The organism is Mesorhizobium sp. M7A.F.Ca.CA.002.09.1.1 (assembly GCF_003998555.1).
Lineage (GTDB): Bacteria > Pseudomonadota > Alphaproteobacteria > Rhizobiales > Rhizobiaceae > Mesorhizobium > Mesorhizobium ciceri.
Window position 1 is genome coordinate 1 of record NZ_RZRR01000491.1, and the last position, 4,204, is coordinate 4,204.

4 protein-coding genes and 1 pseudogene are annotated in these 4,204 nt (G+C 64.0%); all 5 read left to right on the plus strand.

Going from position 1 to position 4,204, the window contains the following annotated elements; all coding sequences use genetic code 11:
- Nucleotides 1-549, plus strand: a 549-nt coding sequence (locus EN994_RS20385; protein WP_245466055.1) for a helix-turn-helix domain-containing protein, incomplete at its 5' end; no start/stop codon positions are given.
- Nucleotides 550-852: 303 nt separating this feature from the next.
- Entirely contained in the window at nucleotides 853-1,971 is a 1,119-nt protein-coding gene (dnaN, locus tag EN994_RS20390) for a DNA polymerase III subunit beta (protein WP_013527877.1), read from the plus strand.
- A gap of 82 nt (nucleotides 1,972-2,053) precedes the next feature.
- A complete protein-coding gene (gene recF / locus EN994_RS20395; protein WP_013527878.1) occupies nucleotides 2,054-3,199 on the plus strand; it encodes a DNA replication/repair protein RecF in 1,146 nt (381 codons plus the stop codon).
- 31 nt (nucleotides 3,200-3,230) lie between these two features.
- Nucleotides 3,231-3,986, plus strand: a complete 756-nt coding sequence (locus tag EN994_RS20400) for a molybdopterin-synthase adenylyltransferase MoeB (RefSeq protein WP_013527879.1) — start codon at nucleotides 3,231-3,233, stop codon at nucleotides 3,984-3,986.
- A 4-nt stretch (nucleotides 3,987-3,990) separates the two neighbouring features.
- Nucleotides 3,991-4,204 (plus strand): annotated as a pseudogene (locus tag EN994_RS20405) (GNAT family N-acetyltransferase); the annotation flags it as partial.

Sequence of the window (4,204 nt, forward strand, 5' to 3'; positions counted from 1 at the left end):
GAAATGTCGGCGCCCGATTTCGCCATGCGCCTCGGCATGCTCAAATTGCGCCTTGCCACGGCCAGGAGCGACGACGCATCCCTCGACATTTCGGAGGAGATCCTCAATCACGTCGCCCGCACCGTGACCGGCAGCGGACGCGAGCTGGAAGGCGCCTTCAATCAGCTTTTGTTCCGTCAATCCTTCGAGCCGCAGATCACCATCGACCGGATCGACGAAATCCTCGGCCACATCTATCGCACAGGCGAGCCGAAGCGTGTCCGTATCGAGGACATCCAGCGCATCGTGGCGCGTCACTACAATGTGTCGAAGACCGAATTGCTGTCCAACCGGCGCACGCGCACCATCGTCAAGCCGCGGCAGGTCGCCATGTACCTGTCGAAGGTGATGACGCCGCGCTCGCTACCCGAGATCGGACGGCGTTTCGGCGGCCGCGATCACACCACGGTGCTGCATGCCGTGCGCAAGATCGAGGACCTTTCCGGCAACGACAACACGCTGGCGCAGGAACTTGAGCTTCTGAGGCGGCTGATCAACGATCAGGCCTGACCCTCCGGGAGGGCCGAACCGAAACAACGCCGGGATTCAATGGCTTGCCAGTGCGGCGCCGGGCCTGCATCGGGCTCGTGGCATCGCCTGGAAGCGATCTGGATTTCGGTTTTTCGACACTGGCTCGCGGACTTCGGGCGCGTTATCCCCAGAAAGCCCGCGTAGCCGGCCTGAACCGGCGGCGCGGGCTTGCGTTTGCTGGTTTTTTCCTGTCAGTTTACGCAGATTCTGAGCCTATTCAGACCTTTCGCGGGACGCCGCTCACTGGTGACCCGTCATTCATTCAAGCGAGCCTGTTTCGTCATGCGTGTTATCCTGGAACGGTCAAATCTCCTGAAGTCGCTCAACCACGTCCATCGTGTGGTCGAGCGGCGAAACACCATACCGATCCTGTCCAACGTGCTGCTCGGCGCCGAAGGCGCCAGCCTTGAAATGAAGGCAACCGATCTCGACCTCGAGGTGACCGAAGCGACGCCCGCCAAGGTGGAGCGCGGCGGGGCGACGACGGTCCCGGCACATCTGCTCTACGACATCGTGCGCAAGCTCGCCGATGGCGCCGAGGTGATGCTGAAGACGGACGAGGACGGCAACGCCATGACGGTGACGTCCGGCCGCTCGAGCTTCCGCCTTCAGTGCCTGCCGCAATCCGACTTCCCGGAGCTTTCGGCCGGATCCTTCTCGCATATCTTCCGTCTCGACTCGGTTGCCCTGAAAGGCCTGATCGAGAAGACCCAGTTCGCCATCTCCACCGAGGAGACACGCTATTACCTGAACGGCATCTACCTGCACACGCATGAGGTTGGCGGCAAGCTGAAGCTGCGCTCGGTGGCGACCGACGGCCACCGCCTGGCGCGCGCCGAGATCGACGCGCCGGCGGGTTCCGAGGGCATGCCGGGCATCATCATTCCGCGCAAGACGGTGAGCGAGCTGCAGAAGCTTGTCGACGATCCGGATGTTGCGGTGACCACCGAACTGTCGGACACCAAGATCCGCTTCACCATCGGCAGCGTGGTTTTGACCTCGAAGCTGATCGACGGCACCTTCCCCGATTATCAGCGGGTCATTCCGACAGGCAACGACAAGAAGCTGATCATCGACCGCCAGAGCTTTGCCGCCGCCGTCGATCGTGTTTCGACCATCTCTTCCGAACGCGGTCGCGCGGTGAAGCTGTCGATCAGCGAGGGTCAGGTGACGCTTGCGGTCAACAATCCGGATTCAGGCAGCGCCACCGAAGAACTGTCCGCTGACTATTCATCCGATCCGATCGAGATCGGCTTCAACGCCAAGTACCTGCTCGACGTTGCCGCGCAGCTGACCGGCACGGAGGCCAAGTTCATGCTGGCGGATGCCGGTTCGCCGACGCTGATCCACGACATGGCCGACGAGACCGCACTCTATGTGCTGATGCCGATGCGCGTGTAGCGGCGCGGTGTCAGCACTTCGGTCCTGTTGTGGACCGGCGGCAAGCGCGATATTTACGGCGACTTCTATAGGCGGATAGCGGTTGCCGGCACAGAACCATATAAGTAAGCTAACACTTACTAATTTCCGCAACTATGCGGCGCTGACGATCGATCTGGCGCCAGGTGCCGTGGTTTTTTCCGGCGACAACGGCGCCGGCAAGACCAATCTCCTCGAAGCGATCTCCTTTTTGACACCGGGACGTGGCTTGCGCCGCGCGCCCTACGCCGATGTCGCGCGCGAGGGCGGCGACGGCGGCTTTGCGCTGCATGCCCGGCTCGACGGACCTGATGGCCAGGTCGAGATCGGAACAGGCATTTCCGGCGGTGACACCGCCGGCGAAGGCGGCAGGCGGGTACGCATCAACGGAGCTTCGGCGCGTTCGGCCGAGGACATGCTGGAATGGCTGCGCGTGGTTTGGCTGACGCCAGCCATGGACGCGTTATTCACCGGACCGGCCGCGGATCGCCGGCGCTTCCTCGACCGGCTGGTGCTGGCGATCGACCCCGGCCACGGGCAACGTGCGATCGACTACGAGAAGGCGATGCGCGGTCGTAACCGACTGCTTACCGAAAGCTCTCGGGACGACCGCTGGTTCGACGCTATCGAGACGCAGATGGCCGAAACCGGTGTGGCGATTGCCGCGGCGCGCGCCGAGATGGTGCGCCTGCTGGCCGCCATGATCGACAGGCTGCCCGACACGGGACCGTTTCCGCAAGCCGATATCGGCCTTTCAGGCGAGCTGGAAGCCGAGATTGCCGTGGCGCCGGCGGTCGATGTGGAGGAACGCTTCCGTCGGACGCTTGCCGAGGGCCGCGAGCGCGATCGCGCCGCCGGACGTACGCTCGACGGCCCGCACCGTTCGGACCTGGTGGTTCGGCACCGCCCCAAGGCGATGCCGGCCGAGCTCTGCTCGACCGGCGAGCAGAAGGCGCTGCTGGTCGGCATCGTGCTGTCGCACGCGAGGCTGACCGGCGAAATGTCGGGCATGACGCCGATCCTGCTGCTCGACGAGATCGCTGCGCATCTCGACAGCGGGCGGCGCGCGGCGCTGTTTTCCATCCTGGAGGAACTGAACTGCCAGGCATTCATGACAGGAACCGATGCTGCGCTGTTTTCCAGTCTCCAGGGCCGTGCGCAATTCCTGACCGTCGACCACGGGACGGTTGGGCCAACCGAAGACCCCTGACAAGGTTTTTCCGTGCCTGTATGATCAGGCAATGACCACTGCCGCCCTGACCGCAGACGAGATCGAACGCTATGCCCGCCACATCGTGCTGCCGGAAATCGGCGGCGCCGGACAGCAGAGGCTGAAGCAGGCCCGGGTGCTGGTCATCGGCGCCGGCGGGCTGGGCGCCCCGGTGCTTGAATATCTTGCCGCCGCCGGCGTCGGCACGCTCGGCGTGGTCGATGACGACACCGTTTCGCTCTCCAACCTGCAGCGTCAGGTCATTCACGGCACCGACACTGTCGGCCTGCTGAAAACCGACAGCGCCAAGGCGGCAATCGCCCGCATCAATCCCAATACCACAGTCGAACCGCATACGTTCCGGCTGACCACGGACAATGCGCCTGCCCTCGTCGCCCGCTATGACATCGTCGTCGACGGTTCCGATAATTTCGAAACGCGCTACGCCGTGGCCGATGCCTGCGCGAGCGCTGGGAAACCGCTGGTGCATGCCGCCGTCGGACGCTTCGACGGCTCGGTCACGGTGCTGAAGCCATTCGAAGACGGCAAGGACGGCAAGCCCAACCCAGGCTATCGTGACCTGTTTCCCGAGGCGCCACCGCCGGGCCTGGTGCCGTCCTGCGCCGAAGTCGGCGTGCTTGGCGCGCTGACCGGCGTCATCGGCACGCTGCAGGCCATGGAGGCGGTCAAGCTGATCACCGGCGTGGGCGAACCGCTGGTCGGCCGGCTGCTGCTTTATGATGGGCTGGCGGCGCGCTTCGACACCATCCGTTACAAGAGAAGCTGAATTCTTGGACCTGATCGAAGCAGTCTCCATCAGGCGGATCCCGACCGATTTCGACCGTTGGGACGATGTGCTCGCATTGATCATGCGTGCCTTCGCCTCGATGGACGACGTCATCGACCCGCCCTCCTCGGCCCACCTTTTGACCGCCGACACTCTGCGGGACAAGGCGCGGCGGGAGACCGGCTTCGTGGCGCTCAGGGGTGATCGGATCGTCGGCT